A 25,482-nucleotide genomic window follows, 5' to 3' on the forward strand; every position below is an offset into this window, starting at 1 on the left:
CCATGCCGTTGCTCGAAGTACGCGACCTGAACGTCGAGTTCCGCACCCGGGACGGCATCGCCAAGGCGGTGAACGGCGTCAACTACACGGTCGACGAGGGCGAGACCCTGGCCGTGCTCGGCGAGTCGGGCTCGGGCAAGTCCGTCACCGCGCAGGCCGTCATGGGCATCCTCGACATGCCGCCCGGGCGGATCACCGGCGGTGAGATCCTCTTCCGCGGCCGCGACCTCCTCAAGCTCAAGGAGGAGGAGCGCCGCAAGGTGCGCGGCGCCGAGATGGCGATGATCTTCCAGGACGCGCTGTCCTCCCTCAACCCCGTGCTCTCGGTCGGCGAGCAGATCGGTGAACTGTTCGTCGTCCACAAGGGTCTGTCCCGCAAGGACGCCAAGGCCCGGGCCGTCGAGCTGATGGACCGCGTCCGCATCCCCGCCGCGAAGGAGCGGGTCGGCCAGTTCCCGCACCAGTTCTCCGGCGGTATGCGCCAGCGCATCATGATCGCGATGGCGCTCGCCCTGGAGCCCGCCCTGATCATCGCCGACGAGCCGACCACCGCCCTCGACGTCACCGTCCAGGCCCAGGTCATGGACCTGCTCGCCGAGCTCCAGCGTGAGCTCAACATGGGGCTCATCCTCATCACCCACGACCTCGGCGTGGTCGCGGACGTCGCCGACAAGATCGCCGTGATGTACGCGGGCCGCATCGTCGAACAGGCCCCCGTCCACGAGATCTACAAGGCGCCCGCGCACCCCTACACCAAGGGGCTGCTCGAATCGATTCCGCGGCTCGACCAGAAGGGCCAGGAGCTCTACGCGATCAAGGGACTGCCGCCGAACCTGATGAACATCCCGCCCGGCTGCGCCTTCAACCCGCGCTGTCCGATGGCCCAGGACGTGTGCCGCACCGACGTCCCGCCGCTCGCCGAGGTCTCCGGTTCCTCCGGGGCCCGCCGCAGCGCGTGCCACTTCTGGAAGGAGACGCTCGATGCCTCACGGTGAGCATGTCAGCAAGCAGGACCTGAAGCGCGAGGGCGAGCTCGCCGAGCACCTCCTGCACCAGTCACAGGCGGAGTCCTCGTACGCGAGGAACGGCTCGGCGTCGGGGCACGAACCCCTGCTCGAGGTACGGGGGCTGACCAAGCACTACCCGCTCACCCGGGGCGTCCTGATCAAGAAGCAGGTCGGCGCGGTCAAGGCCGTCGACGGCGTCGACTTCGACCTCGGGCACGGCGAGACCCTCGGCATCGTGGGGGAGTCCGGCTGCGGCAAGTCCACCGTCGCCAAGATGCTGGTCAATCTGGAGCGCCCCACCGAGGGCGCCATCAGGTACAAGGGCGAGGACATCACCAAGCTGTCCGGGCGCGCCCTGAAGGCCGTACGCCGCAACATCCAGATGGTGTTCCAGGACCCGTACACCTCGCTCAACCCGCGGATGACGGTCGGCGACATCATCGGGGAGCCGTACGAGATCCATCCCGAGGTGGCCCCGAAGGGCGACCGCAGGAAGAAGGTCCAGGACCTCCTCGACGTCGTCGGCCTCAACCCCGAGTACATCAACCGCTATCCGCACCAGTTCTCGGGCGGCCAGCGCCAGCGCATCGGCATCGCGCGCGGTCTCGCGCTGCGCCCCGAGATCATCGTGGCCGACGAGCCGGTCTCCGCGCTGGACGTGTCGGTGCAGGCGCAGGTGGTGAACCTGCTGGAACGGCTCCAGAACGAGTTCGACCTGTCCTATGTGTTCATCGCGCACGACCTGTCCATCGTGCGGCACATCTCCGACCGGGTCGGCGTCATGTACCTGGGCCGCATCGTGGAGATCGGTTCCGACACCGAGATCTACGACCACCCCACGCATCCCTACACACAGGCGCTGCTGTCCGCCGTCCCGGTCCCCGACCCGGAGGCACGCGACCATCGCGAGCGCATCATCCTCGCCGGTGACGTGCCCTCACCCGCCAACCCGCCCTCCGGCTGCCGGTTCCGCACCCGCTGCTGGAAGGCGCAGAAGCGGTGCGAGGAGGAGGAGCCGCTGCTCGCCGTTCCGGAGGTGTTCACCGAGGGCGCCGTGGCGCATCCGTCGGCGTGCCACTTCGCCGAGGAGAAGCACGTCGTACCGACGGAATGACGGGCGTTTGCTCCCGGTAACTCCTTTACACGCAGGCAACTTGACGGACCCGGCGCCGATATACGGACGGGCGAGAGTGTTCCGCGTACGGCCGTGCGGGTGCCGTAGACCGGGCCGGAGCGCGCCATGTCGCTCCGGCCCGGTCGCCTTATCCGGCCAGGCCCAGCGAACGCTTCAGGAAGTCCACCTGGAGCAGCAGCAGGTTCTCGGCGACCTGCTCCTGCGGCGTCATGTGGGTCACCCCGGACAGCGGCAGCACCTCGTGCGGGCGGCCCGCGGCGAGCAGGGCCGACGACAGCCGCAGCGCGTGCGCCACCACCACGTTGTCGTCCGCGAGACCGTGCACGATCAGCATCGGACGGTGCGTGTCGGCCGCCTCGCCGAGCCCGTCGTCCGTCACCAGCGAGCTCTTCGCGTACGTGTCCGGGGTCGCCGCCGGATCGCCCAGGTACCGCTCCGTGTAGTGCGTGTCGTAGAGCCGCCAGTCCGTCACCGGCGCGCCCGCGACACCCGCGTGGAAGACGTCCGGGCGGCGCAGCACCGCGAGCGCCGACAGATAGCCGCCGTAACTCCAGCCGCGCATCGCCACCTTGGACAGGTCGAGCGGGAACCGCTTCGCCAGCGCGTGCAGCGCGCTCACCTGGTCGTCGAGGGTGACGGTGAAGTCGCCGCTGATCGACTTCTCGCGGCCCGGCGAGACGCCCGGCGTGCCGCGCCCGTCGGCGACGATCACCGCGAAGCCCTGGTCGGCGAACCACTGCGAGGTCAGATACGGGTTGTGCGCCGCCATCACGCGCTGCCCGTGCGGGCCGCCGTAGGGGTCCATCAGGACGGGGAGCGGCCCGTCGCCCTCCTGGTACGAGGTCGGCAGCAGCACCGCGCAGGGGATGCCGTCCGCCTCGGCCAGCGTCACCCGGGGCGTGAGCACGGGCCGCTGCGCGTACGAGGCGATCTCGGCGACGTGCTGGCCGTCCCGCTCCACGCGCACCCGCGCGCCGGGCGCTTCCAGGGTCGCCGAGACGAGGACGGTGACGTCGCCGGAGCGGACCGCCGAGTGCATGCCGGGCTCGCCGGTCATGCGCTGCACGCCGAGCTCGTTGACGCGGTACACGTGCACCTCGCCGGTCTCCGGGTCCTCGGCGTCGGCGCCCGCCGACGCCGAGATCAGCACCTCGCTCTCGCCGACGTCCAGGACCGCGCGGACGTGCAACTGCGGTCCGGTGAGCGGGCGTTCGCCGACCGCGAGGACCCGGGCGCCGCCCTCGTCCGCGATCCGCACCAGCTGTCCGCTCGGCGACCAGCACGGCACGCCGGGCAGCAGCTCCAGCCACTGCTCGTCCTCGTCGGCGTGCACCATCCGGGTCGAGCCGTCCGCCACGTCGACGGCCAGATAGAGCTGGCTGCGCTGGTCGCGGGCCTGGACCAGGATCAGCGGGGCACCGTTCGCCGACCAGTGCACGCGTGCCAGGTACGGGTACGCGGCGCGGTTCCAGGCGATCTCGGTGCGGGAGCCGTCGAGGGCGTACGCGAACAGGCGCACCTCGGCGTTGGGCGTGCCGGCCGCCGGGTAGGCGACCTTGGCCGGCTCGCGGTCGGGGTGCGCCGGGTCGGCGATCCACCAGCGGTGCACGTCCGCGTCGTCGGCGCGGGCCACCAGGAGCCGGTCGGAGTCGGGGGACCACCAGTAGCCGCGCTGCCGGGACATCTCCTCGGCCGCGATGAACTCCGCGAGCCCGTAGGTGACGCCGGCCGCCTCGGGCACGGCGAGCGCCCGGTCGTTCTCGCCCGCGGCGTCGACGACCCGCAGGGCGCCCTCGGCGACGTACGCGACGTGCCGGCCGTCGGGGGCCGGGCGGGGGTCCAACACCGGTCCGGGGACGGGCAGTTCACGGGCCGTGCCCGCGCGCAGCTCGGCGGTGAAGAGGCGGCCCGAGAGGGCGAAGGAGGCCAGTTCCACCGCCGCGTCCGTCGCGTAGCCGACGATGCCGGCGCCGCCCTCGCGGGCCCGCTCGCGCCGTGCGCGCTCCTGTGCGGACAGGTGCTCCGACGCGCCGCCGAGCAGCGTCGCGGGCTCGGCCGCGGGGCGCTCCTGACCGCTCGTCACGTCGAGCACCCACAGCGCGTTCGCCCGGTCCGTGCCGGACGGGGAGCGCAGGAAGACGACGCGCTCCCCGTCCGGCGACACGGTGAACGCGCGGGGCGCACCGAGCGTGAAGCGCTGGGTGCGCGCGTGCTGACGAGGGAAGGTGGGCGTCTCGCTCTCGGTGGTCATCCCCGAAGCGTAGGGCGGAAGTCGACCATGCGCCCCCTTGTGCTTCCGGCGCCCCCTGGCGGCGACTCATGCGTGACGACGGATAGTTATGATTCGTAGCGCTCCGTGGGTATGAATCCTTCGGCGACCGATCACTTTGAAGGAGGACCGCTGTGGCACTCTCGATCTCGGCCGTGGTGCTGTTCGCGATCATCGTCTTCATCCTGATCAAGAAGTCGGGGCTGAAGGCCGGGCACGCGGTGGTGTGTGTGCTGCTCGGCTTCTATCTGGCGAGCTCCTCCATCGCCCCGACGATCAAGCAGCTGACGACGAACGTGGCGGACATGGTCGGCGGCATCAAGTTCTGAGCGGGGCGCCGCTTAGGCTGGGGTGCATGACCGAACTGCCCGGCCGGCGCCTGCTCCTCGTGCACGCGCACCCCGACGACGAGTCGATCAACAACGGCGCCACGATGGCCAAGTACGCCGCCGACGGCGCACACGTCACGCTCGTGACCTGCACCCTCGGCGAAGAGGGCGAGGTCATTCCGGACGAACTGGCTCATCTCGCGCCGGATCGTGAGAATCTTCTCGGACCGCACCGGATCGGTGAGTTGGCCGCCGCCATGAAGGAGCTCGGCGTCACCGACCACCGCTTCCTCGGCGGCCCCGGCCGCTTCCGCGACTCCGGGATGATGGGGGTCGAACAGAACGAGCGGGCGGGCGCCTTCTGGTCCGCCGACCTCGACGAGGCCGCCGCCTCGCTCGTCGCCGTGATCCGCGAGGTCCGCCCGCAGGTCCTGGTCACGTACGACCCGGACGGCGGCTACGGCCACCCCGACCACATCCAGGCCCACCGCGTCGCGATGCGCGCCGCCGACCTGGCCGCCGAGCCCGCCTTCCGGCGCGACCTCGGCGAGCCGCACACCATCGCCAAGATCTACTGGAACCGGGTGCCGCGCACCGTCGTCGAAGAGAAGTTCCGGGCCCTTGACCCCGGTCCCTTCGGCGCCGTCGCGGTCATCGGTGACGTGCCGGGTGTCGTCGACGACGAGCGGATCACCACCGAGATCGAGGGCGGGCCGTACGCCGAGCGGAAGGCGGCCGCGATGCGCGCGCACGCCACCCAGGTCGACGTGGCGCCCGGGGACACGGTCTTCGCGCTCTCCAACGGGCTCGCGCAGCCGCTGTTCGACGTCGAGTACTACGAGTTGGTGCGCGGCGAGCCCGGATCGGCGTACGAGAAGGACCTGTTCGAGGGCATCGAAGGCATCGAGGGCATCGAGGGCGCCGAGGGCATCGAAGGAGTGAGTGGATGAGCAACGCCAGGATTCCCGGCCAGAACCGCGGCGAAGGCAGCGCCCTCGCCCAGCCCTTCACCTTCAGCGCGGGCCGCGCCGCCGTCCTCCTCGCCCTGTTCGTGCTCGGCGTGCTCGTCGGCGCCGCGGGCGCCCTCGTGCAAGGCGGCTGGTTCCCGGGCGGGTTGCTGCTCGCGCTGGTCGCCGCGGCCGGCGCCTTCCGCGGCGGGGCGTGGCTGACCCGCGGCAGAGCGGGCGCCGTGGCCCCGGCGGCGGGCTGGCTCGTCGCCGTCCTGCTGCTCACCGCGAGCCGTCCCGAGGGCGATTTCCTCTTCGGCGCGGGACTCGGCTCCTACCTCTTCCTCCTCGGAGGGATGGCCGTGGCTGTGATCTGCGCCACCCTTGGGCTGCCGCGGCAACCGCCCGCGTCCGCCGCCCGACTTGGGAAGTGACGTGACACTTTGGCGGGCGCTGACGGACACCGACAAGGCGCCCACAGGGGATTCACCATCCGTCACACGGTGACTTCCCGCGGCGGCCAGTATGGTGGTGCGCGCCGCCGAGCAGCCCGCGTGAGGTCGAGACGGGCGGCGGAGCCAACCGGGAGAACCTGCTTTGAGTCGTGAAACTGACAGTTCGTCCTCCGGGCCCCAGGGGCGCGGTGCGGCCGCGTACCCGTCGGGGACGCCTCCGTACGGAACGTCCGCGCAGGGCGCGGCGTCCGGCGATGCCGGGCCGACCCCGCCGGGCGACCAGGACGGTCCCAAGACCGAGACGACGCTGACGACACGGATCCGGATCAACATCCCGGGCTCCCGGCCGATCCCGCCGGTCGTGATGCGTACGCCGATGAGTGACATCGACGGCGGTGACGGCGGTCCCGAGCAGACCGCCGAGACCCCCGCCCCGCAGCCGCCCGCCGCGCAGGCCGCCGAGGGCCGCCCCTCGGCGCTCGCCGGTTACACGGGCGACGCGCAGACGACGGGCCAGACCCCGCAGCCGCCCGCGCCCGCCGAGCCCAAGGCGCAGCGCGAGGAGAAGACCAGCGACTGGTTCGCGCCGCGCAAGGCGGCCGCGCCCCAGCGCTCCGGTACCCCCGGCGGTCCCGCCGGTGGTGCCCCCGCCGGCGGTGCCCCCGCCGGTGGTGCGCCGGTCGGTGGTGCGCCGGCAGGCGGTGCGTCCGGCGGTACGTCGGGTGGCTTCGACGTGTCCGGCGCGGTCGCCTCCGGCCCGCTCGGCGGCGGCGCCCCGCGCGGCGGTGCCCAGGACCGCGGCGACCTCCCGTTCTTCTCGGGCAACCCGGCGAACCCCGCCGGCGGTCCCGAGGGCGCGGGCCAGGAGCCGGGCGCCCCGCGCCGCGGCCCCGCAGGCACCGGTCCCACTGGTCCCACCGGACCCGCGGGCCCCACGACGGGGCCCACCACCGGCGACGGCCCGATGATCACGCCGAGCGCGCCGAACCCGCCGGTGCCCGGCGCCGGTGCCCCGACGCCGCCCCGGATGAGCGACGACACCGCGATCCTGACGCCGCAGAAGCCGGCCCCGGAGCCCGCCCCGGCCGCGGGCAACGTCTCCGGTGACACGCTCACCAGCGGCATCCCGGTCGTGCCGGGGGCGGCGGGCCAGGGCGCGGGCCCCGGTTCGCCGTTCGCCCCGCAGGTCCAGGCGCCGGCCCCGCACACCCCGCCGAAGCTGCCGGACCCGGTGCCCAGCGCCCCGGCCCCCGCCAAAAAGAAGAAGAAGGGCCGCAGCAAGCTGGTCCTGCTCGGTGCGGGCGTCGTCGGCGTGGCCGGTGTCGCCTACGGCGCGGGCCTGCTGATGAACCACTCCGACGTCCCCAAGGGCACCACCGTCCTCGGTGTCGACATCGGCGGCGGCACCCGCGACGAGGCGGCCGCCAAGCTGGAGAGCACCCTCGGCAAGCGCACCGAGGACCCCCTGAAGCTGGAGGTCGACGGCAAGACGGTCGAGCTCAAGCCGGAGCAGTCGGGTCTCTCCCTGGACAGCGCGGCCACCGTCTCCGCCGCCGCGGGCAGCGACTACAACCCGGTCTCGGTGATCGGCTCGCTGTTCGGCAACGAGCGGGTCGTCGACCCGGTCATGCCCGTCGACGAGGAGAAGCTGCACGCGGCCCTCGAGGACGCGGCGGGCGGCGCGGCCGCCTCCGGCGACGGCACGATCAAGTTCGTCCCCGGCAAGGCCGTCGCGGTCTACGGCAAGGCGGGCAAGGGCATCGACGTCGACCGGTCGGCCGACTCGGTCGCCGAGGCGTACCGCGCCCACGTGGAGACCGGCAAGGACGCGGCCGTCCAGGTGGCGACGGTGCAGCAGCAGCCGACGATCTCGAACGCCGAGGTCGACCGGAAGATGAAGCAGTTCGCCGAGCCCGCGATGTCCGCCAACGTCAAGATCACGGCGGGCGGCAAGGCGATCGAGTTCGGCCCGGCCATCTCCCTGCCGAAGGTGCTCGGCATGAAGGCGGTCGACGGCAAGCTCGTCGAGACGTACGACCTGAAGGCGCTCAAGAAGCTGTACGGCAACACCTTCGACGGTGTCCTGATCACCCGGGGCAACGGCAAGAAGACGCCGGTCCAGCCGACGGACGTCGCCTCCGCCATGGGCAAGGCGCTGATGGGCAGGACGACGGCCGAGCGGACCGTGGACATCCCCACGAGCTGAGCGCGCACCCGACGAGTCCCGCATGACATCCGTCATGCGGGACTCGCGACATCAAGCACTGCCGCGCGCCCCCGCTGACCGGCGACGATGGCGGCATGACGACAGAAGCAGCGGTCACCTTCACCGGGGTGACGAAGACGTACGGCACGGTGAAGGCGGTCGACGGGCTCAGCCTCGCGCTGCACCCCGGCGAGACCGTCGCCCTGCTCGGCCCGAACGGGGCCGGCAAGTCCACCACCCTCGACCTGCTCCTCGGCCTGCGCCCCGCCGACACCGGCGACGTCCAGGTCTTCGGCACCAGCCCGCGCGACGCCATCGTGCGCGGCCGGGTCGGCGCCATGCTGCAGAGCGGCGGCCTGATGGACGAGGTGACGGTGCGCGAGCTGGTGCAGCTCGCCGTGTCCCTGCACCCCAAGCCGTACAAGGCCGACGACGTCATGAGCCGGGCCGGCATCACCCAGATCGGCGACCGCAAGGTCAACAAGCTCTCCGGCGGCCAGGAGCAGCGCGTCCGCTTCGCCCTGGCCACCGCGGGCGACAGCGACCTCATCGTCCTCGACGAGCCGACGACCGGTATGGACGTGACCGCCCGCCAGGCGTTCTGGGCGACGATGCGCGAGCAGGCCGACCAGGGCCGCACCGTCCTGTTCGCCACGCACTACCTGGAGGAGGCGGACGCGATCGCCGACCGCGTCCTCGTCCTGCACCGCGGCCGGCTCCTCGCCGACGGCACCGCGGCCGAGATCAAGGCCAAGGCGGGCGCCCGGAAGGTCTCCTTCGACCTGGACGGCGAGATCGATGAGCAGGCCGTCAAAGCGCTGCCGTTCCTCACCAGCGTGGACATTTCGGGCCAGACGGTCCGCATCCAGTCCACCGACGCCGACGCGACCGTGCACGCCCTGTACGGGCTCGGCGTCTACCCCCGCAACCTCGAAGTCGCCGGGCTCGGCCTTGAGCAGGCGTTCGTGGCCATCACCGAGGCCGAGGAGGCCAAGTCGCGATGAACAGCCTGATCAAGCTGGAACTCGTGCGCGCCCTGCGCAACAAGAAGTTCCTCTTCTTCTCCGTGATCTATCCGTCGGTGCTGTTCCTGCTGATCGCGGGCCAGTCCAAGACCTCGGACATCGTCAAGGGCACCGGCGGCCTGAACCTGGCCGCGTTCATGATGGTCTCCATGGCCTCCTTCGGCGCGCTCACCGCCGTCCTCATGGGCAACAGCGAGCGCATCGCCAAGGAGCGGGAGAGCGGCTGGGTGCGGCAGCTGCGGCTGACGACGCTGCCGGGCCGCGGCTACGTCCTCGCGAAGACCGCGAGCGCGGCCGTGGTGTCCCTGCCCTCCATCGTGGTGGTCTTCGTCGTCGCCGCGGTCTTCAAGGACGTACGCTTCGACGCCTGGCAGTGGGGCGCGCTGACCGGCGCGATCTGGGCGGGCAGCCTCTGCTTCGCCGCGCTCGGCGTCGCCATCGGCTACATCGCGAGCGGTGACGCCGTCCGCCCGATCACGATGATCACCTACTTCGGCCTGTCGATCCTCGGTGGCCTGTGGATGCCCACCACGTCCTTCCCCGACTGGCTGCAGAACATCGCCAAGTGGCTGCCCACGCACGCGTACGCCGCCCTCGGCCAGGCCATCGAGCTGGGCAACGCCCCGCACGCCAAGGACGTCGCGCTGATCGTCGTCTACTTCCTGGTCTTCGCGGGCGGCGCGGCGTATCTGTACCGCAAGGACACTCTGAAGGCGTGAGGGCGAACGTGGGCGCGAGCACCGAGCCGGACGGGACGGGCCGGGTCCCGAGGATCGGCCTGCCGCCGGACACCCGCAGGGAGTTCTTCGTCAAACTCCTGTGGATCGGCATGTGGCTGGCCTTCCTCGGCAGCCCGGTCGCGGACCTCGCACAGGGCCACCACACCCCGGTGGCCACGGCCCTCGGCGGCCTGGGCCTCGCCGTCTTCGTGGTCGCGTACATCGGTCTCGTGATCCGCCAGACGGGCCGGCCGCTGGGCCGACTGCTGGTCCGCGTCTGCCTGACCCTGCTGCCGGTCTTCGCCGTCGTCCTCTCCCTCACCCTCGGGCCCGAGTGGCTCGTGCTGTTCGTCTACGTCTCCGTGGCCTTCGGCGCGGTCCTGCCGCTGCGCTGGACCCGCCTCGCGATCCTCGCCACCACGGCCGCCATGACCGGCACCGGGCTGCTGCTGGACACCGAGCCCGAGTACTGGCTCGTCATCCCGGCGCTGCTCGGCGGCTTCTCGATGATCGGCGTACGCGAACTGGTGCGCACCACGCGGGAGTTGCGCGAGGCGCGGGCACAGGTGGCCCAGCTGGCGGCGAACGAGGAGCGGCTGCGCCTGGCGCGCGACCTGCACGACCTCCTCGGTCACTCGCTCTCCCTGATCACCCTGAAGAGCGAACTGGCGGGCCGGATGCTGCCCGGCCGGCCCGAGAAGGCAGCCGACCAGATCGCCGACATCGAGAAGGTCAGCCGGCAGGCCCTGGTCGACGTGCGCGAGGCCGTCACCGGCTACCGGCGACCCCGTCTGACGGCCGAACTGGCCGGCGCCCAGGTCGCGTTGGCGGCCGCGGGCATCACGGCGACGGTGCCCGATCAGGCGCCCGAACTGCCCGAGAGCCAGGAGGCGGCGCTCGCCTGGTCGCTGCGGGAGGCCGTCACCAACGTCGTACGGCACAGCGGCGCGCGCCGCTGCGTCATCGGCGTCGCCCGTCGCGAGACCCTGGAAGGACCGATCGTCGAGCTGACGGTGGAGGACGACGGCGCGGGCCCGTCAGGGCTCGCCCCGGGCAACGGCCTGGCCGGGCTCGCCGAACGCCTCACCGCGGTCGGCGGCACGCTGGACGCGGGCGCGGCCGGCCGTGGACCCGGATTCCGGCTGGTGGCCCGGGTCCCCGCGCCCTCCGTAGGATCCGCCGCATGACGAGCGCGATCAGGGTGTTGTTGGCCGAGGACCAGTCGATGGTGCGCGAGGCGCTCGCGGCGCTGCTCGGGCTGGAGCCGGACATCGAGGTCGTCGCCCAGGTGGCGCGCGGCGACGAGGTCCTGGCGGCGGCCCGCGCCCACGCGGTCGACGTGGCGCTCCTTGACATCGAGATGCCGGGCTGTACGGGCATCGAAGCGGCGGCCCGACTGCACACGGAGTTCCCCGGGGTGAAGGTGGTCGTACTCACCACGTTCGGTCGCCCCGGCTATCTGCGCAGCGCGATGGAGGCGGGCGCGCACGCGTTCCTGGTGAAGGACGCCCCGGCCGCCCAGCTCGCCGAAGCGGTCCGCAAGGTCCTCGCCGGCGAACGCGTCATCGACCCCACGCTCGCCGCGGCGGCCCTGGCCGAGGGCGCCAACCCCCTGACGGACCGCGAACGCGAGGTCCTGCGCGCCGCGGCGGACGGCCGTACCAACGCGGAGCTGGCTGCCGCCCTGAACCTGTCGCAGGGGACGGTCCGCAACTACCTCTCGGTGGCCATCCAGAAACTGGCGGTCCGCAACCGGGCGGAAGCGGTCCGGGTGGCGCAGGAGAAGGGCTGGCTGTAGGCCCGCCCCGCGGCGAGGGGGCCGCTTCTGCGCGGGCCCCGGGTCAGTTCAGCATGGCCCGAGCGGCCCGGGCCTGCCCCAGCACCTGCTCCGCAGCCGCCCCGTCCACCGCCCCCACGACCTCCGCATAGGCCTCCAACTCCACGGCCCCGCGCACGAAATCACCCCGCCGCACCAGCAACTGCGCCCGCTCGTACCGCAAGCGCGCCGGATGCGAGGGCAGCAGCAGCGACAGCTCCACGGCCCAGAGCGACACATCGGACCGCTCGGGCCGCGTCGCCGCCCACGCCCGTACGTTGTTGAGGATCCGCAGCACGACCTCCAGCGGATCGGCGGGCCGCAGCATCGAGGCATCCAGCGGCGCCCCCGTCGCCCCGGCCACCAGCAACTCCGCGTTGGCCCCGCTGAGCACCCGCCCCGCGTCGAACGGATCGGCGAGCACCTGCTGCTCCGGCGGACCGAACCCGACGACGAAGTGCCCCGGCAGCGCGACGCCGTACACCGGAGCCCCGGCCCGCCGCGCCACCTCCATCCACACCACCGACAGCAGGATCGGCAGCCCGCGCCGCCGCCGCACCACCTCGTGCAGCAACGACGATTCGAGGCGCTGATAGTCGCCGGGCACACCGTGGAAGCCGAGCTGCGCGCCCAGGAGTTCACCGAGCGCCGCGGCCCAGGCGTGCGGCCCACCCGGCCGGAACGGCAGCCGCCCGGCGAACTCGTCCAGCGCGATCTCTACGGAGTCCATGCCGGCGTCGTCGAGCGAGCCGTCCGCCTCCGCGGCGAGCAGCAGGCACAACTGCGCGAGGTCGGGCCGCTCGGCCCGGGCCGCCTCGGCGAACCGGCGCCTCAGTTCGGTGGAACGCGGGGACAAGTGGGGGGACATACGTGCCTCGTGCCCTCTCAGGCCGATCGATTAGCGGGTCCGGTGGGAGCGGCCTCCGGAGCACGGTAGTGGTGGTACGCGTGATGCGTGGCGAAACCCATGCGGTCGTACAGGGCACGCGCCCCTTCGTTGTCCGCCTCCACCTGGAGCCAGGCCGCCGACGCGCCCTCGTCGAGCGCCCGCCGCGCCAGCGCCGTCATGACCTTCGTCGCGAGCCCGCGGCGCCGCTGTGCAGGGTCGACCTCGACAGCGGCGAACCCGGCCCACCTTCCGTCGACCACGCACCGCCCGATCGCGGCGGGCACTCCGTCCTCGCCGGGCACGCTCGCGAACCACACCGAGGGACCGGCGCACAGCACCTTCAGCGCGACCTCGCTCGTTCCCTTGCGCTGGTACCGCGCGAGCCACGCCTCCCGCGGCCTGCGCTCCAGGACCACCTCCACATCCGGGTCGGGCAGATCACCGATCGGCGCGAGCGCCGCGATCCGCAGCTCGGCCGTGACCTCCCGCACCCAGCCGCGCGCCTCCAGCTCGGCGCAGAGCAGTTCCTGCGCCCCCTCGGCACCGGTCGCGGTCTGCGCGTACGCGGGCAGCCCACGGTCGGCGTACCACCGACGTACGTGATCCAGCGCGTCGTCGAGCGGCACACCCGGGTCGCCCACGGGCAGCAGCGAGTTGGCCCGCCGGGTGAAACCCTCCCGTCGCCCGACCACCGCCCCCCGGCGACTCGCTTCGCCCGGCTCCTGCTGGTACGCCGCCCGCAGCTCCCACTCGCCGAGCCGCTCGCTCTCCAGCGGCTGCCAGGCGCGGGAGGCGATGCGGGCGAGTTCGGGGTACGTGGCCGAGGGGCCGCGGCGCCGCGCGGGCTCGGCGGGCACGACCTTGCCCGCGACCAGCGCGGACTCCTCGACGGCGACCCGCTCACCGTTCCGCCGTGTGATGAGCAGCACACCGGCGTCCCAGGATGTGAGAACTCCGACGGTGTCGGTGAACTTCCGACCCGCCGACCCGTCTTCGCTCACCCGTCGTACAGACACGCGTTTTCCCACGTCATCGCCCGAGATGCGGACTTCGAGCCGTCCGCCAGCAGTGAATTCCACAGCTAGGCCCACCCCTCCTGTTCGGATCATGGCCGGGAACGGAGATACTAGGGGCGGGCATCGACGACGCCGCGCTCCCGCGCGCCAGGCGGCGGAGCCTGTGGAGGCCCGCCAGCGCCCTATCGAGGAGGAACGACAGCGTGACCTACGTCATCGCGCAGCCTTGTGTCGACGTCAAGGACAAGGCGTGCATCGAGGAGTGCCCGGTCGACTGCATCTACGAGGGCTCCCGGTCCTTGTACATCCACCCGGACGAATGCGTCGACTGTGGTGCCTGTGAGCCGGTCTGCCCGGTCGAGGCGATCTTCTACGAGGACGACACTCCTGAGGAGTGGAAGGACTACTACAAGGCGAACGTCGAGTTCTTCGACGAGCTCGGTTCGCCCGGTGGTGCCTCGAAGATGGGCCTGATCGAGAAGGACCACCCGTTCATCGCCGCGCTTCCGCCGCAGAACGGCTGACGCGCAGCGCTCCAGGTCCCGTACGGCATGCCGCCGTGCGGGACCTCGGCATTTGCCCACCGCAGAACGCAGCAGCAGAACGCAGCAGCAGTACGCAGCACGAGGAAAGAGAGCCGACAGGTGTCCGCTGCCTCCGGAGTCCCGGCCCCCATCCACCGCATCCCGACGTTCCCCTGGGACAAACTGGAGCCGTACAAGAAGACGGCCGCGGCGCACCCGGACGGCATCGTCGACCTCTCCGTCGGCACGCCCGTCGACCCGGTGCCCGACCTGATCCAGAAGGCGCTGATCGACGCCGCGGACTCGCCGGGCTATCCGACGGTGTGGGGCACTCCGGAGCTGCGTGACGCCCTGGTCTCCTGGTGCGAACGGCGCCTCGGCGCCCGCGACTTCACGCACCGCAACGTCCTGCCGGTGGTCGGCTCCAAGGAACTCGTGGCCTGGCTCCCGACGCACCTGGGCCTCGGCCCCGGGGACAAGGTCGCCTACCCGCGACTCGCCTACCCGACCTACGAGGTGGGTGCCCGGCTGGCCCGCGCCGAGTACGTCACGTACGACGACCCGACGGAGCTCGACCCGGAGGGCATCAAGCTCCTGTGGCTGAACTCCCCGTCGAACCCCACCGGCAAGGTCCTGTCCAAGGAGGACCTCACCCGCACCGTCGCGTGGGCCCGCGAGCACGGCATCCTCGTCTTCTCCGACGAGTGCTACCTGGAGCTGGGCTGGGAGGCCGACCCGGTCTCGGTGCTGCACCCGGACGTCAACGGCGGGTCGTACGACGGCCTGGTCGCCGTCCACTCGCTCTCCAAGCGCTCGAACCTGGCGGGCTACCGCGCGGCGTTCATCGCGGGCGACGCGGCGGTCCTCGACCCGCTGCTCCAGATCCGCAAGCACGGCGGCATGATGACGTCGGCCCCGACGCAGGCGGCGGTCGTCGCGGCGCTCGGCGACGACGCCCACGTCCAGGAGCAGCGCGCCCGTTACGCGGCCCGCCGCGAGCTGCTGCGCGCGGCGCTGGTCGGGCACGGCTTCCGCATCGAGCACAGCGAGGCGAGCCTGTACCTCTGGGCCACCCGTGACGAGTCCTGCTGGGACACGGTCGCCCACCTCGCCGCCCTGGGCATCCTGGTCGCCCCCGGCGACTTCTACGGCGAGGCGGGCGCCACGTTCGTGCGGGTCGCCCTGACGGCGACGGACGAGCGCATCGACGCGGCGGTGGCCCGCCTCTAGAGGTACCCGGACACAGCGGAACGGGGTGTGGGGAGCCGAAGCGGCTCCCCACACCCCGTTCCGGGCCTTCGGTGATCAGCCGAGCGGCAGACCCTTGACGGGCAGCTGGTCGGTGGCCGGCAGACCGCCCTTGGTCAGGGAGTCGGTCGGCAGACCGCCCTTGGTCGCCGTGCCTGCGGCCTCGCCGACCACGCCACCGGTGCTGCCGGCCAGGTCGCCCGCGGCCTTCTGGGCGGCGGGGGTGGCGGTCTTGGCGCTCTTGCCGACCGTCTTGCCGGCGGCCGGAACGGTCTTCTTCACGGCCTTGCTCCCGGTGTCACCCGCGAGACCTGCGGCGTGCTCGGCCGCTCCGTCGACGGTGTTGCCCAGGTTCGCGCCGTCCAGCGCGGTCACGCCACCGAGGTCCGGCGTGGCCGGAAGGTCGACGGCGCTCGCGGAGCTGGCCGCACCGACCACGGAGGCTGCGCCGGCCGCACCGAGCAGCGCGGCACGGGCGATCCGGCGGGTCAGGGGGAGGGACATGATGCTCCTTAGACGGGAGAGAACGTTTGGTGTCCGTGCCCCGTGCGGCTCGTCACCGCCCGGTGCTCGGACGCCGTGACAACAGCCCGACGCCCCGGGAAGGTTGCGGGTCGGCAACGTAAAGGGTTGGCAATGCGTCGCATAATCGGCTGCGGCTAAAAGCGGACAAACGCCATCGTTCCCGCGCCGGGCGAAACCCTCTGCATCCCTGTGCCGGCAAGGGTTTCGGGCGTCGGGCCGCACCTCGCCCGCAAGCGGACTCCCGGCGTCCACGGGAGGTGATCCACATGCCCCTTTCGGGTGACGGCCCGCACTACTGCCCAGTGACGATTCGAACCTCGTCGACGCCCGCGGAGCCGTCCGAACCGGCCTCCGCGCCACCCGCGGACGACGCCCCCTGCCACTCGTTCCCCGTTTCCCCCGCGGTCCACTCCCGGCCCGCATAGGAGACGCGTTCGATGTGCAACGCGGACGAGTTGGCCACCGCCCACTGCGCCAGCTCCCAGCCGCGCTGCCGCTCCCCGCCCTCGGCGGAGTCCACGGTGGCGGGCACCTGGACCCGGACCGACCGCCGGTCCTCGCCGGTCGCGGGCGCCACGTCCTGCCCGAAGTCCCGTACGAGCGCCGTCTTCACGTCCACGGGCCCCCTGGCCCGCGCGCTGTCCGCGCCGGCCGGCCGGCCCTCGCAGGTCAGCGAGGCCGCGGCCCGCCCGGTCAGGGAGGCGGCGAGCAGCGTGGCGTCCGGCTCGTGCTTCGCGTACGCCTGCGGATAGCCGCTGCGCTGCACGCGCTGCGCGGCCACGGTCAGCGGCAGCCGCGAGTAGCCGGGGATCTGCGCCAGGCGCTCGTAGAACCGCTCCGCCGCGTACACCGGGTCCATGATCTGCTTCTTGGTGCCCCAGCCCTCCGAGGGACGCTGCTGGAACAGGCCGAGCGAATCCCGGTCGCCGTGGTGGATGTTGCGCAGCCCCGACTCCTGGAGCGCGGTCGCGAGCGCGATGGTGACGGCCCGCTCGGGCATGCCGTGGGAGGTGCCGACCGCGGAGATCGTCGCCGCGTTCACCGCCTGCTCGGACGTGAACTCGTACGTCGCCCCGTCCCCGTTCGCCGAGACCACCACGCATCTCGGTGTGGAGCGGCCCCCGGTGGCGTACTGCACGGCCACGTACGTGGCCACGGCGAGCAGCACGACGACGGACGCGCCGATCCGCAGGAGGCGGCCGCGCCGGACAGGAGTGGGGGGCTCAGGCACGCGACCCAAGGTACTGGAGTCCACTGTGAGGACGGACAGGGGTGAGAAGACCCGGTCCGTCTAGGATCGGCGCCATGGACCGCACCGCGCTTGACCTCACCCAGGACGCCGCCCGCCTCACCGCTCAGCTGGTCGACTTCGCCTCGCCCAGCGGCAGCGAGAAAGAGCTCGCGGACGCCGTCGAGGAGGCCCTGCGCGCCCTGCCGCACCTGACGGTCGACCGGTACGGCAACAACATCGTCGCCCGCACGCACCTCGGCCGCGCCGAGCGGATCATCCTCGCCGGGCACCTCGACACCGTCCCGATCGCGGACAACGTGCCCTCGCGTCTCGACGAGGACGGCGTCACCCTGTGGGGCTGCGGCACGAGCGACATGAAGGCGGGCGTCGCGGTGCAGCTGCGCATCGCGCAGACCGTCACGGACCCCAACCGCGACCTCACCTTCGTCTTCTACGACAACGAAGAGGTCGCCGCCCACCTCAACGGCCTCGGGCATGTCGCCGAGGCCCACCCCGACTGGCTGCAGGGTGACTTCGCGATCCTCCTGGAGGGCACCGAGGGGCTCGTCGAGGGCGGCTGCCAGGGCACCCTGCGCGTCATCCTGAAGGTGAAGGGCGAACGGGCCCACTCCGCGCGCGCGTGGATGGGGAAGAACGCCATCCACGCCGCGTCCCCGATCCTGGAGCGGCTCGCCGCCTACGAGCCGCGCAAGCCCGTCGTCGACGGTCTGGAGTTCCACGAGGGACTCAATGCGGTGCGCATCGAGGGCTTCGTCGCCACGAACGTCATCCCGGACGCCTGCGCCGTCACCGTGAACTTCCGCTACGCGCCGGACCGTTCGATGGAGGACGCCGAGCAGTTCGTGCGTGACTTCTTCGCCGGCTGCCCCGTCGAGGAGTTCATCGTCGACGACCACACGGGCGGCGCGCGCCCCGGACTCACCCACCCCGCGGCGGCCGCCTTCCTGGCCGCGGTGGGCGGCGAGCCCCGGCCCAAGTTCGGCTGGACCGACGTCTCCCGCTTCAGCGCCCTGGGCGTTCCCGCGGTGAACTACGGGCCCGGCAACCCGATCTACGCCCACAAGATCGACGAGCGCGTCGACACCCGGCTGATCCTGGAGGGGGAGCGGGTCCTCGCCTCCTGGCTGACGTCCTCCTGACGCGCGGACCCCTGATCCGCGGACTTTCGGTCAGTGGACTTTCGGTCAGTGGACTTTCGATACGCGGACTCCCGATACGCGGAGGTCCCGCGCATGTAACCCGCGTAGACCTACCCTTGCTCTACGTAACCGCGTGACAGTTGCGCAGGAAGGGAGCAGGCGATGAGCAACCCGGAGGGCACCCGACGTCCCAAGGAGCAGCTGACAGGTCCGGTGATCCGCCGCCGTGACCAGGTACAGCCGGGGACGAGCGATCAGCGTCTGCTCGACACCGAAGGCCCCTCGGGCTGGGTGCACACCGACCCCTGGCGGGTGCTGCGCATCCAGTCGGAGTTCATCGAGGGCTTCGGCACGCTGGCGGAACTGCCGCCCGCGATCAGCGTGTTCGGCTCCGCCCGTACGCCGGTGGACTCGCCGGAGTACGCGGCGGGCGTCGAGATCGGCAAGGCCCTGGTGGAGGCCGGTTTCGCCGTCATCACGGGCGGCGGCCCCGGCGCCATGCAGGCCGCCAACCAGGGAGCCGTGGAGGCCAAGGGCATCTCGGTCGGCCTCGGCATCGAGCTGCCGTTCGAGCAGGGCCTCAACCAGTACGTCGACCTCGGCCTGAACTTCCGCTACTTCTTCGTCCGCAAGACGATGTTCGTGAAGTACGCGCAGGGCTTCGTGGTGCTGCCCGGCGGCCTCGGCACCCTCGACGAGCTCTTCGAGGCGCTCACCCTCGTCCAGACGACCAAGGTGACGCGCTTCCCGATCGTCCTCTTCGGTACGCAGTACTGGAGCGGCCTGGTCGACTGGCTCAGGAACACCGTCATCGCGCAGGGCAAGGCCAGCGAGGCCGACCTGCTGCTCTTCCACGTCACGGACGACGTGGACGAGGCGATCACGCTGGTCACCAAGGAGACCGGCAAGTAGGACCCGTCAGGCCAGTCCCCGGCGGGCGACCGCCGGGGGCCGGTGGCCCGCGATGGACGCCACCATGTCGAGCACCTGCCGGGTCTCGGCGACCTCGTGCACCCGGTAGACCTGCGCGCCGAGCCACGCCGACACGGCGGTCGTCGCCAGCGTCCCGATGACACGCTCCTTGACGGGCTTGTCGAGGGTCTCGCCCACGAAGTCCTTGTTGGACAGCGAGACGAGGACGGGCCAGCCCGTCTCCACCATCTCCGGAAGCCGCCGGGTCGCTTCGAGGGAGTGCCGGGTGTTCTTGCCGAAGTCGTGCCCCGGGTCGATGAGCACCGACTCGCGCGGCACCCCGAGGGACACCGCCCGCTGCGCGTACGAGACGGTCACGTCCAGGATGTCCGCCATCACGTCGTCGTACGTGACCCGGTGCGGCCGCGTACGGGGCTCGGCGCCGCCCGCGTGCGTGCACACGATGCCCACCTGATAGCGGGCCGCGACCTCCGCGAGCTTCGGATCGACGCCGCCCCACGCGTCGTTGAGCAGATCCGCGCCCGCCTCGCAGACGGCCTCGCCGACCTCGTGCCGCCAGGTGTCGACGCTGATGATCACGTCGGGGAAGCGGCGGCGCACCTCGGCGACGAAACCGACCGTGCGGCGGGCCTCCTCCGCGGCGTCGACCTCCTCGCCGGGACCGGCCTTCACCCCGCCGATGTCGACGATCATGGCGCCCTCGGCGACGGCCTGCTCGACCCGGGCCAGGGCGGGCTCGTCCTGGAACGTGGCGCCCTGGTCGTAGAAGGAGTCCGGGGTCCGGTTCACGATCGCCATGATCACCGGCTCGTGAGCGTCGAACTCGTGCCGGCCGAGCCTGAGCATCCCTGTGACTCTCCTCTGGATCCCACTGCAATCACGTATCAACGGTCGCCTGCGACCTTAACCGTCAGTGCGGCATGGCACGATCGGACCCTGACGGTTTCGAGCCCTTGGGACGGCACAGATGGTCATGTTCTTGTTTCTGGTCGTCGCGCTCGTCGTAGTGGTCGCGGCGGTGACGCTCGCGGTCCTCGGCGGGGGCGACGGCGGCACGCTGCGCGAGGAGCCGTCCCAGTTCTACGCCGACCCGCTGCCGCAGGACCGCCCGGTGGGCCCCGCCGACGTGGACGCGCTGCGCCTGCCGACGGCCGTGCGCGGCTACCGCATGGCGGAGGTCGACGACGCGCTGAACCGGCTGGGCGCGGAGCTCGCCGAGCGGGACGCCCGGATCACGGAGCTGGAGTCGGCGCTCGCCACCGCGCACGCCCAGGCGCAGCAGCCGCCTATGTCCGACCGCAGGCCCGATTCCGGCTTCGCCCCGCCGGGCGGATACCTGGACGAGCAGGGGGAGGGCCCGCGATGAGCGCGCCGGACGAGGCCGTGACCGGCGCCGCGATCCCGGGGCCCGACGGTAGGTTGCGCTGCCCCTGGGGCCTGTCGACCGAGGACTACGTGGCGTACCACGACACGGAGTGGGGCCGCCCGGTCCACGGCGACGACGCGCTCTTCGAGCGGCTCTCCCTGGAGGCGTTCCAGTCGGGCCTGTCCTGGATCACGATCCTGCGCCGCCGCGAGACGTTCCGCGCCGCCTTCTCGCACTTCAAGATCACGGACGTCGCGGCCTTCACGGACGCCGACCGCGAGCGCCTCCTCGCCGACCCCGGCATCATCCGCAACAGATCGAAGGTCGACGCGACGCTGGCCAACGCGCGCGTGCTCGCGGAGTGGGCCCCCGGCGACCTCGACAAACTGATCTGGTCGTTCGCCCCGGAGGCGGAGGGCCGCCCGGCGCCGCGCGTGCTCTCCGACGTCCCCGCGATCACGGACGACTCGAAGGCCCTGTCCAAGGAGCTGAAGAAGCGCGGCCTGCGCTTCGTCGGCCCGACGACGGCGTACGCGCTGATGCAGGCGTGCGGGCTGGTCAACGACCACCTGGCCGACTGCACGGCCCGCACCGCCGTCACCGGTAGCGCCCCTGGCTAGCGGCCGAGGTACTTCGGCTTCTCCTTGGCGATGAACGCCTGGACCGCGATGGTGTGGTCCTCGGAGGCACCGGCCCGCGCCTGCAACTCGTCCTCCTTCTCCAGGGTCTCGTCGAGGGAGTGGTCCAGGCCGTACGCGATCGCCTCCTTGAGGGCGGCGTAGGCGACCGTCGGCCCCTCGGCGAGCGCACGGGCCACCTTGCCCGCCTCCTCGGCGAGGTCGGCGGCGGGCACGATCCGGTTCACGATGCCCAGCTCGTGGGCCTCCTGCACCTTGACGGTGCGCGGGAAGAGCAGCAGGTCGGCGGCGCGGCCCGGGCCGATCAGGCGCGGCAGCGTCCAGGAGACGCCGGAGTCGGCGGTCAGCGCGACACCCGCGAACGAGGTGTTGAAGGCGGCGGTGTCCGCCGCGATCCGGTAGTCCGCGCAGAGCGCGAACCCGAACCCGGCACCGGCCGCAACCCCGTTCACCGCCGCCACGACCGGCTTCGGCATCTGGGTCAGGGCCCGCACGACCGGGTTGTAGTGCTCGCGCACCGTGCTCATGGTGCGGCCCTCACCCGCCTCGCGGTCGGCCATCAGCGTGCCGATGTGCTCCTTGAGGTCCTGCCCGACACAGAACGCTCGGTCGCCGGCCGCCGTGAGGAGCACCGCCCGCACGGCCTTGTCGGCCGCGGCCTCCTGCGCCGCGTCGCGGAGGGCGACCTTGGCCTCGGTGTTCATCGCGTTCATCGCCTCGGGGCGGTTCAGCGTGATCGTCGCGAGCCCGTCGCTCACCTCGTAGAGCACGGTGTCGGCCATGGGAGCCCTCCTATGCGGTTGCTTAGTCGTCCGTGCTCAGCATGACGGAGATCACGGCCCGCGGAACGCCCCCGGCATGTGACCTGCGTCAAACAATTCCGTCACGGATAGGGCGCGCGAGCGGCGCAGTATCGCAGCCACATCGCCGAATTGAGTGGTTTTGCTCAAGCGCGTTGCCCAAGCGATGCGGACCGATGTTGGTCATCGGGTCCTGCGATGCGGGATAATGGCCTAGAAGCAATGTGTTCGATGCCGGTGATGAGTGCCCGTTCAGGGGGCCGTCGGCGCTGACGATGAGCTGGTTTCAGGAAGGGGAACGAGCATGGCGGCCATGAAGCCGCGAACGGGTGACGGCCCGCTCGAGGTGACCAAGGAGGGGCGGGGCATCGTCATGCGCGTTCCGCTCGAAGGCGGCGGTCGGCTCGTGGTCGAGCTGACGCCGGACGAGGCAGACGCCCTCGGCGACGCCCTGAAGAAGGTCGTCGGCTGACGCGGAAGCGACCATACCTTTTCGTCCGCCCCGGCACACATTCGGTGCCGGGGCGGACGTGTGTCCGACGTGTGTCCGAAGTGTGGCCGGGGTTTCTACCGCTGTGACCTGCGACTCAGCGCTTCACGGCGCAGAGCAGGCCGTCCCCGACGGGCAGCAGCGACGGGACGAGCTCGGGGGACTCCCGGACCGCCCGCAGCAGCTCCCTGAGCCGGACCACCTCCACCGGCTGCGGTCCCGAGTCCACGGTCCGCCCGTCGGCGAAGACCCCTTCGAAGCAGACGAGCCCACCGGGCCGCAGCAGCCGCAACGATTCGGCGAGATAGTCGAGGGACTCCATCCGGTCGCCGTCGCAGAACACGAGGTCGTAGCCGCTGTCGGCGAGCCGCGGCAGGACGTCGAGCGCGCGGCCCGGGATGAACCGGGCCCGGTTGCTGGCGAAGCCGGCCGCCCGGAACGCCTGCCGGGCGAACTGCTGCCGCTCCGGCTCCGGATCCACCGTGGTCAGTACGCCGTCGGGCCGCATTCCGTGCAGCAGATGGATTCCGGACACGCCCGTGCCCGTCCCGATCTCGGCGACGGCCTTGGCGGCCACCGTGGCAGCGAGCATCCGCAGCGCCGCGCCCGCACCGGGGGACACCGAGCGCAGCCCGGACTCCCTGGCCCGGTCGCGGGCCCAGCGCGTCGCGTCGTCCTCGGCGACAAAGGCGTCGGCGAACGCCCAACTCGTCTGCCGGTTGCCGGTAATGGCCCTCTCCTGTCCCCGTGGTTGCCTGCGCGTGACTTTATCCGTTGGTGGCGGGAACTCGCAGATGGGACCGGCCGTTTAGAGAGGCAGGGGGAAAGAGCAGGCTGGAGCGGGGGAGAGCGCGATGGCGACAGCGGCGGAACCGGCGGTAAAGAGCGGGTCGCGGAGCCGACCGGCAAATCTGAGTAAAAACGCTTATCCGGAGCTAACGGGCGAGGTGGCTATGGTAGGGGCTCCACTGGACACCACCAGAGCCGACAGGGGAGGTGCGGCTGCGCCTGTGGATCGGGGAGGAGTGCTTCGGCGCTTTCTCAGGTCGGCGGGTGAGCCGAAATCCGTGACCAACACCGCTGACCGATTCCGCACCACTGACTCCGCGCAGCAGACCGCGACCTTTGCCGCTGACGCGGAATCACAGGCGTGGACTCCGCCCACCTGGGAGGAGATCGTCAGCACGCACAGTGGCCGGGTCTACCGCCTCGCCTACCGTCTGACCGGCAATCAGCACGACGCCGAGGACCTCACGCAGGAGGTCTTCGTCCGCGTCTTCCGCTCGCTGTCCACGTACACGCCGGGCACCTTCGAGGGCTGGCTGCACCGCATCACGACGAACCTGTTCCTGGACATGGTCCGCCGCAAGCAGCGCATCCGCTTCGACGCCCTGGGGGACGACGCGGCCGAGCGGCTGCCCAGCCGCGAGCCGTCGCCGCAGCAGGTCTTCAACGACGCGCATTTCGACGCCGACGTCCAGCACGCCCTGGACACCCTTGCGCCCGAGTTCCGTGCCGCCGTGGTCCTCTGCGACATCGAGGGGCTCTCGTACGAGGAGATCGCCGCGACCCTCGGCGTGAAGCTGGGCACGGTCCGCAGCCGGATCCACCGCGGCCGCTCGCAGTTGCGCAAGGCGCTGCAGCACCGCTCGCCCGAGGCGCGCAAGGAGCGGCGCACGCTCGCGACGACGGGGGCGATCCCTGTCCTCGGAGGAGGGGGCGCGACCGCGTGAGTGGATCACGTCTCAATCCTGCCGATCGCCGACTCGACGCCGCCGACCAGCACCTGGGGGACCGGCTGGCCGCATTCGTCGACGGCGAACTCGACCACGATGCCCGCGAGCGCGTGCTCGCGCACGTGGCCACCTGCGCCAAGTGCAAGGCCGAGGCCGACGCACAGCGCCGTCTGAAGAGCGTCTTCGCCGAGGCGGCCCCGCCGTCGCCCAGTGAGAGCTTCCTCGCCCGGCTGCAGGGGCTGCCCGGCGGTGGTGACCAGGACGACGACGGGTCACCGTTCGGAAGCGGCGGCCTGGGCACGGGCCGAGCGTTCGGCAACGTGCGGGGGTTCGGCAACGGAGTCTTCGACGTCGACCCCGAGCCGTTCGGCTACGGATCGACGGCGCACGCCGGTGTCCTGCCGGGACCGCGTGGCTTTCGGATCCACGAGGTGGGCCGCGACCGGCACGACAGCGACCGCGCCTCGCGTGGACGCCGCTTCGCTTTCGCCGCCGCCGGTGCCGTCTCGCTCGCCGCGATCGCGCTGGGCGGGGTCACCGCCGGCGCCCCCGCGGACACCGCCGACGCCCGGGGCGCGGGCTCCGGCAACAACAGCAATGTGACACCGCTGCGCAGTCAGGCGGCCGGCTCGGCCACCACGCCCGAGGCTCAGCGCCGCAGGACGCTCTCCCCGCTGCTCGGCCAGAGCGGCGGCGCCCTGGCGGCCCCGGTCTCCCCGACCGAGGCGAGCGCGCCGCTGCTGCCCGGTGGCGGTCACGCGGACGACGCCGACTATCCGTTCTCGACCCCGATGCTCTCCGGCGCGGCCCGTATGACCCCCCTCATACGTCCCGCCGCAGTCCCCGCGGTCTCCGTCGACCTGGCTCCGCACGCGTCACCCGCGGCGACCCGTATCGACGCGGCCCCGGCGGCCACGCCGACCGCCTCGTCCCGGCCGTCCTCCGCTCGCTGACGCCCACCGGCGCCCCCTGCGCCGGATCCGCCGAACCTGGTTCAATCCTGTGGAGGCCGCGCGTC

At 71.8% G+C, this 25,482-nt stretch carries 27 protein-coding genes; 19 read left to right on the top strand and 8 right to left on the bottom strand.

Annotated features, from left to right (window positions below):
* Positions 1–2: 2 nt before the first annotated feature.
* Positions 3–995, top strand: a complete 993-nt coding sequence (locus J3486_RS38020) for an ABC transporter ATP-binding protein (RefSeq protein WP_207828449.1) — start codon at positions 3–5, stop codon at positions 993–995.
* Entirely contained in the window at positions 982–2,121 is a 1,140-nt protein-coding gene (locus J3486_RS38025) for an ABC transporter ATP-binding protein (RefSeq protein WP_229379255.1), read from the top strand. Before J3486_RS38020 ends, J3486_RS38025 begins: the two co-directional genes overlap by 14 nt.
* 148 nt (positions 2,122–2,269) lie before the next feature.
* On the opposite strand, the gene J3486_RS38030 is transcribed toward J3486_RS38025, so the two are convergent.
* Positions 2,270–4,393 (bottom strand): prolyl oligopeptidase family serine peptidase, encoded by a 2,124-nt coding sequence (locus J3486_RS38030; RefSeq protein ID WP_207828450.1) that lies wholly within the window; start codon positions 4,391–4,393, stop codon positions 2,270–2,272.
* A gap of 152 nt (positions 4,394–4,545) precedes the next feature.
* Here J3486_RS38030 and J3486_RS38035 point away from each other — a divergent pair, with 152 nt between their 5' ends.
* The 8 genes from J3486_RS38035 (at position 4,546) to J3486_RS38070 (ending at position 11,890) form a co-directional block, all read left to right on the top strand.
* On the top strand, positions 4,546–4,740 hold the full coding sequence (locus J3486_RS38035) for a hypothetical protein (RefSeq protein WP_207828451.1): 195 nt from the start codon (positions 4,546–4,548) through the stop codon (positions 4,738–4,740).
* Positions 4,741–4,766: 26 nt separating this feature from the next.
* Entirely contained in the window at positions 4,767–5,690 is a 924-nt protein-coding gene (gene mshB / locus J3486_RS38040; RefSeq protein WP_207828452.1) for an N-acetyl-1-D-myo-inositol-2-amino-2-deoxy-alpha-D-glucopyranoside deacetylase, read from the top strand.
* Positions 5,687–6,121: a DUF6113 family protein gene (locus J3486_RS38045; protein WP_207828453.1), complete on the top strand. Its 435-nt coding sequence runs from the start codon at positions 5,687–5,689 to the stop codon at positions 6,119–6,121. The genes mshB and J3486_RS38045 overlap by 4 nt, the downstream gene beginning before the upstream one ends.
* A gap of 163 nt (positions 6,122–6,284) precedes the next feature.
* On the top strand, positions 6,285–8,348 hold the full coding sequence (locus tag J3486_RS38050) for a hypothetical protein (protein WP_207828455.1): 2,064 nt from the start codon (positions 6,285–6,287) through the stop codon (positions 8,346–8,348).
* Between the two features lie 95 nt (positions 8,349–8,443).
* On the top strand, positions 8,444–9,352 hold the full coding sequence (locus J3486_RS38055; protein WP_207828457.1) for an ABC transporter ATP-binding protein: 909 nt from the start codon (positions 8,444–8,446) through the stop codon (positions 9,350–9,352).
* Complete coding sequence (locus J3486_RS38060; protein WP_207828458.1) at positions 9,349–10,092, top strand: ABC transporter permease; 744 nt, start codon at positions 9,349–9,351, stop codon at positions 10,090–10,092. Before J3486_RS38055 ends, J3486_RS38060 begins: the two co-directional genes overlap by 4 nt.
* The gene (locus J3486_RS38065; protein WP_307805111.1) at positions 10,089–11,279 is read left to right on the top strand and encodes a sensor histidine kinase; all 1,191 of its coding nucleotides are present in this window, start codon (positions 10,089–10,091) and stop codon (positions 11,277–11,279) included. Before J3486_RS38060 ends, J3486_RS38065 begins: the two co-directional genes overlap by 4 nt.
* Positions 11,276–11,890 (top strand): response regulator transcription factor, encoded by a 615-nt coding sequence (locus J3486_RS38070; RefSeq protein ID WP_207828459.1) that lies wholly within the window; start codon positions 11,276–11,278, stop codon positions 11,888–11,890. The genes J3486_RS38065 and J3486_RS38070 overlap by 4 nt, the downstream gene beginning before the upstream one ends.
* 43 nt (positions 11,891–11,933) lie before the next feature.
* On the opposite strand, the gene J3486_RS38075 is transcribed toward J3486_RS38070, so the two are convergent.
* Complete coding sequence (locus J3486_RS38075; protein WP_207828460.1) at positions 11,934–12,776, bottom strand: transglutaminase-like domain-containing protein; 843 nt, start codon at positions 12,774–12,776, stop codon at positions 11,934–11,936.
* A 17-nt stretch (positions 12,777–12,793) separates the two neighbouring features.
* Positions 12,794–13,876 (bottom strand): GNAT family N-acetyltransferase, encoded by a 1,083-nt coding sequence (locus J3486_RS38080; RefSeq protein ID WP_207828461.1) that lies wholly within the window; start codon positions 13,874–13,876, stop codon positions 12,794–12,796.
* Between the two features lie 140 nt (positions 13,877–14,016).
* Here J3486_RS38080 and fdxA point away from each other — a divergent pair, with 140 nt between their 5' ends.
* On the top strand, positions 14,017–14,337 hold the full coding sequence (gene fdxA, locus J3486_RS38085; RefSeq protein WP_161301852.1) for a ferredoxin: 321 nt from the start codon (positions 14,017–14,019) through the stop codon (positions 14,335–14,337).
* A 120-nt stretch (positions 14,338–14,457) separates the two neighbouring features.
* Positions 14,458–15,567 (top strand): bifunctional succinyldiaminopimelate transaminase/glutamate-prephenate aminotransferase, encoded by a 1,110-nt coding sequence (locus tag J3486_RS38090; RefSeq protein WP_374194823.1) that lies wholly within the window; start codon positions 14,458–14,460, stop codon positions 15,565–15,567.
* A gap of 75 nt (positions 15,568–15,642) precedes the next feature.
* Here the strand turns inward: J3486_RS38090 and J3486_RS38095 are convergent, their stop codons facing one another.
* On the bottom strand, positions 15,643–16,089 hold the full coding sequence (locus J3486_RS38095) for an ATP-binding protein (protein ID WP_207828462.1): 447 nt from the start codon (positions 16,087–16,089) through the stop codon (positions 15,643–15,645).
* A gap of 313 nt (positions 16,090–16,402) precedes the next feature.
* A complete protein-coding gene (locus J3486_RS38100; RefSeq protein ID WP_207828463.1) occupies positions 16,403–17,341 on the bottom strand; it encodes a heavy metal transporter in 939 nt (312 codons plus the stop codon).
* A gap of 74 nt (positions 17,342–17,415) precedes the next feature.
* On the opposite strand from J3486_RS38100, the gene dapE reads away from it, so the two are divergent.
* Both dapE and J3486_RS38110 read left to right on the top strand, forming a co-directional pair.
* A complete protein-coding gene (dapE, locus tag J3486_RS38105) occupies positions 17,416–18,501 on the top strand; it encodes a succinyl-diaminopimelate desuccinylase (protein WP_207828465.1) in 1,086 nt (361 codons plus the stop codon).
* A 162-nt stretch (positions 18,502–18,663) separates the two neighbouring features.
* Positions 18,664–19,413, top strand: coding sequence for a TIGR00730 family Rossman fold protein (locus J3486_RS38110; protein ID WP_207828466.1), 750 nt, complete (start codon positions 18,664–18,666; stop codon positions 19,411–19,413).
* A gap of 6 nt (positions 19,414–19,419) precedes the next feature.
* On the opposite strand, the gene folP is transcribed toward J3486_RS38110, so the two are convergent.
* Positions 19,420–20,280 (bottom strand): dihydropteroate synthase, encoded by an 861-nt coding sequence (gene folP, locus J3486_RS38115; RefSeq protein WP_207828467.1) that lies wholly within the window; start codon positions 20,278–20,280, stop codon positions 19,420–19,422.
* A 121-nt stretch (positions 20,281–20,401) separates the two neighbouring features.
* Between folP and J3486_RS38120 the strand changes: the two genes are divergently transcribed.
* A complete protein-coding gene (locus tag J3486_RS38120; RefSeq protein WP_207828468.1) occupies positions 20,402–20,800 on the top strand; it encodes a DivIVA domain-containing protein in 399 nt (132 codons plus the stop codon).
* The gene (locus J3486_RS38125) at positions 20,797–21,420 is read left to right on the top strand and encodes a DNA-3-methyladenine glycosylase I (RefSeq protein ID WP_207828469.1); all 624 of its coding nucleotides are present in this window, start codon (positions 20,797–20,799) and stop codon (positions 21,418–21,420) included. The genes J3486_RS38120 and J3486_RS38125 overlap by 4 nt, the downstream gene beginning before the upstream one ends.
* Here J3486_RS38125 and J3486_RS38130 read toward each other — a convergent pair.
* A complete protein-coding gene (locus tag J3486_RS38130; RefSeq protein ID WP_207828470.1) occupies positions 21,417–22,220 on the bottom strand; it encodes an enoyl-CoA hydratase/isomerase family protein in 804 nt (267 codons plus the stop codon). The two genes, J3486_RS38125 and J3486_RS38130, sit on opposite strands and share 4 nt — an antisense overlap.
* Positions 22,221–22,542: 322 nt before the next feature.
* Here J3486_RS38130 and J3486_RS38135 point away from each other — a divergent pair, with 322 nt between their 5' ends.
* Entirely contained in the window at positions 22,543–22,710 is a 168-nt protein-coding gene (locus J3486_RS38135; RefSeq protein ID WP_003966491.1) for a DUF3117 domain-containing protein, read from the top strand.
* Positions 22,711–22,825: 115 nt separating this feature from the next.
* Here the strand turns inward: J3486_RS38135 and J3486_RS38140 are convergent, their stop codons facing one another.
* The gene (locus J3486_RS38140; protein ID WP_207828550.1) at positions 22,826–23,524 is read right to left on the bottom strand and encodes an O-methyltransferase; all 699 of its coding nucleotides are present in this window, start codon (positions 23,522–23,524) and stop codon (positions 22,826–22,828) included.
* Positions 23,525–23,681: 157 nt separating this feature from the next.
* Between J3486_RS38140 and sigE the strand changes: the two genes are divergently transcribed.
* Together sigE and J3486_RS38150 are read left to right on the top strand one after the other, a co-directional pair.
* Positions 23,682–24,461 (top strand): RNA polymerase sigma factor SigE, encoded by a 780-nt coding sequence (sigE, locus tag J3486_RS38145; RefSeq protein WP_207828471.1) that lies wholly within the window; start codon positions 23,682–23,684, stop codon positions 24,459–24,461.
* Positions 24,458–25,417 (top strand): zf-HC2 domain-containing protein, encoded by a 960-nt coding sequence (locus J3486_RS38150; protein ID WP_207828473.1) that lies wholly within the window; start codon positions 24,458–24,460, stop codon positions 25,415–25,417. Before sigE ends, J3486_RS38150 begins: the two co-directional genes overlap by 4 nt.
* Positions 25,418–25,482 lie beyond the last annotated feature (65 nt).

This window comes from Streptomyces sp. VRA16 Mangrove soil, from assembly GCF_017377775.1.
GTDB lineage: Bacteria > Actinomycetota > Actinomycetes > Streptomycetales > Streptomycetaceae > Streptomyces.

Excerpts from the sequence above, each read along its gene's own strand:
- J3486_RS38020 (WP_207828449.1), top strand. The coding sequence starts at position 3 with ATGCCGTTGCTCGAAGTACGCGACCTGAACGTCGAGTTCCGCACCCGG.
- J3486_RS38025 (WP_229379255.1), top strand. The coding sequence starts at position 982 with ATGCCTCACGGTGAGCATGTCAGCAAGCAGGACCTGAAGCGCGAGGGC.
- J3486_RS38030 (WP_207828450.1), bottom strand. The coding sequence starts at position 4,393 with ATGACCACCGAGAGCGAGACGCCCACCTTCCCTCGTCAGCACGCGCGC.
- mshB (WP_207828452.1), top strand. The coding sequence starts at position 4,767 with ATGACCGAACTGCCCGGCCGGCGCCTGCTCCTCGTGCACGCGCACCCC.
- J3486_RS38045 (WP_207828453.1), top strand. The coding sequence starts at position 5,687 with ATGAGCAACGCCAGGATTCCCGGCCAGAACCGCGGCGAAGGCAGCGCC.
- J3486_RS38055 (WP_207828457.1), top strand. The coding sequence starts at position 8,444 with ATGACGACAGAAGCAGCGGTCACCTTCACCGGGGTGACGAAGACGTAC.
- J3486_RS38060 (WP_207828458.1), top strand. The coding sequence starts at position 9,349 with ATGAACAGCCTGATCAAGCTGGAACTCGTGCGCGCCCTGCGCAACAAG.
- J3486_RS38070 (WP_207828459.1), top strand. The coding sequence starts at position 11,276 with ATGACGAGCGCGATCAGGGTGTTGTTGGCCGAGGACCAGTCGATGGTG.
- J3486_RS38075 (WP_207828460.1), bottom strand. The coding sequence starts at position 12,776 with ATGTCCCCCCACTTGTCCCCGCGTTCCACCGAACTGAGGCGCCGGTTC.
- J3486_RS38095 (WP_207828462.1), bottom strand. The coding sequence starts at position 16,089 with ATGTCCCTCCCCCTGACCCGCCGGATCGCCCGTGCCGCGCTGCTCGGT.
- dapE (WP_207828465.1), top strand. The coding sequence starts at position 17,416 with ATGGACCGCACCGCGCTTGACCTCACCCAGGACGCCGCCCGCCTCACC.
- J3486_RS38110 (WP_207828466.1), top strand. The coding sequence starts at position 18,664 with ATGAGCAACCCGGAGGGCACCCGACGTCCCAAGGAGCAGCTGACAGGT.
- folP (WP_207828467.1), bottom strand. The coding sequence starts at position 20,280 with ATGCTCAGGCTCGGCCGGCACGAGTTCGACGCTCACGAGCCGGTGATC.
- J3486_RS38120 (WP_207828468.1), top strand. The coding sequence starts at position 20,402 with ATGGTCATGTTCTTGTTTCTGGTCGTCGCGCTCGTCGTAGTGGTCGCG.
- J3486_RS38125 (WP_207828469.1), top strand. The coding sequence starts at position 20,797 with ATGAGCGCGCCGGACGAGGCCGTGACCGGCGCCGCGATCCCGGGGCCC.
- J3486_RS38130 (WP_207828470.1), bottom strand. The coding sequence starts at position 22,220 with ATGGCCGACACCGTGCTCTACGAGGTGAGCGACGGGCTCGCGACGATC.
- J3486_RS38135 (WP_003966491.1), top strand. The coding sequence starts at position 22,543 with ATGGCGGCCATGAAGCCGCGAACGGGTGACGGCCCGCTCGAGGTGACC.
- sigE (WP_207828471.1), top strand. The coding sequence starts at position 23,682 with ATGGTAGGGGCTCCACTGGACACCACCAGAGCCGACAGGGGAGGTGCG.